The following is a 1946-nucleotide window of genomic DNA, read 5'->3' as shown; positions in this document are numbered from 1 at the left end:
TTATCAGCCGAACAAAGTATATGGATGATGTTTTGGAGGCTGCGATTGCAAATAAATTTGATGCCGTTGTCAATCTAGGTGGGGGTTATGACACTAAATGTTTAAGATTTGATTTCAAAGGATTAGAATACTACCACGTTGACCAAAAACCTGTTATGGATAATTATAAAAATATAATGTCGGGATTAGAAGGTGGCATCCCTGCACATGTTAGGTTTGTACCGATTGATTTTAATACTCAAAATCTTGGAGATGAACTTGTTAAGGCTGGTTATGATAAAGATAAGAGAACATTGTTTCTTTGGGAAGGAGTTACGCAATATATCACGCTTGAAGCAGTCGTTGGTACTTTGGAATATATTGCATCTTGTTTAAAAGGCAGCCAAGTTGTATTCACATATGTGCCTAAAAGTCTATTCACCTCTTCAGAGTCTTTTCCTGAATACCAAAAGGTTATAAAACTGGCTAAGAAAGTTGGAGAAGAGTGGATTACTGGTCTTGAGCCTGAAAAGATATCAGTGTTTATAGAGCAATGTGGCCTTGTCTTGATAGAAGATGTTGGTAATACAGATTACAAAAGGCGTTATTTTGAACCCATTGGAAGAGAGATGGCTATCATGCCAATTGAACGAATTGCTTATGCTGAAGTTAAAGAATAGTTATTCTTATTTCATAATTTGTAATCATAAGTGCAGGTGATATAAAACCGGTGATAAGGCATTTATGGCGAACCGTATCGTAAGTAACGAGATACCTACAAATTGAAAGCTTGAGGTTCAAGAATCGTTTAACGAGACACAAATATTATTTGATTCAGCTATGCAATGATACTTCGAATAAGCATTTGATATACTTTTTTTAAAAAGGAGTGTACTAAAATGCAAAATCAAATCTATAATGTTTTGAATGATATGGCGGAATATCTGAACATATCGCAAATGAAACACTTGCAAGAAACGTTGATAAAAAGATTAGAAGATAGTGATGAAGAAGTAGAAATAATTCAGAATCAAGATTATGTGGACATGTTTTTATCAGCAAAACAAATTGAAGGGTGTTCCGAAAGAACCATAAGCTACTATAGGGCTACTTTATTAAAGATGTTTGAAATTATAGAGTTGTCTGTTAGAAAAATCACAACGGAGATTATCCGGGAATACTTGAAACAATACCAAGCAAAGAATAATTGCAGCAAGGTAACCATAGATAATGTCAGAAGGAATTTATCAAGCTTCTTTTCATGGCTTGAGGAAGAAAATTATATTATGAAAAATCCAATTCGACGAATACATAAAGTGAAAATCGGAAAAACTATTAAGGAAGTTATTTCTGATGAGAACATTGAAATAATGAGAGATGGATGCCAAACAGCAAGAGATATCGCAATGATAGACCTGTTGCTTTCAACAGGAATGAGGGTTGGAGAATTAGTAAATCTGGATATTTCGGATATTAATTTTGAGGAAAGAGATTGTATTGTCTATGGAAAATGTGATAAAGAAAGAAGAGTTTACTTTGATGCCAGGGCAAAGCTACATATTCAAAATTACTAGAAGGAACGTTGTGATAAAAACAAAGCATTATTCGTTTCATTGAATCATCCTCATGAAAGATTGAAAATAAATGGGGTGGAAATTCGTTTGAGAGAGCTTGGCAGAAAACTAGGAATCGAAAAAGTGTATCCACATAAGTTTAGAAGGACTATGGCCACAAGAGCAATTGACAAAGGGATGCCAATTGAGCAGGTTCAGCAGTTATTAGGTCATCAGCAAATCGATACGACTATGAGGTATGCAATGGTAAATCAGAATAATGTGAAGAATTCGCATAAGAAGTATATTGGATAGGATAGAGTACAAATTGAAACTTGAAGTAAAGGAATTGATGAAATTACACTTAGGTTATTAGATTGAATGTTTTAGATGCAACTCAACCTACATATTTGC

1 protein-coding gene and 1 pseudogene are annotated in these 1946 nt (G+C 34.0%); both read left to right on the top strand.

Annotated elements, in window-relative coordinates:
* Positions 1-659: class I SAM-dependent methyltransferase (locus tag AC3AX0_RS05730; protein WP_487549346.1), on the top strand; the 659-nt coding region annotated here is incomplete at its 5' end.
* A gap of 219 nt (positions 660-878) precedes the next feature.
* Positions 879-1847: pseudogene (gene xerA / locus AC3AX0_RS05725) on the top strand (site-specific tyrosine recombinase/integron integrase).
* Positions 1848-1946: the final 99 nt, after the last annotated feature.

This window comes from Dethiosulfatibacter sp. (assembly GCF_983023055.1).
Note: the sequence above shows the minus strand (reverse complement) of the source record. Positions and strands in the feature narration are given on the sequence as shown.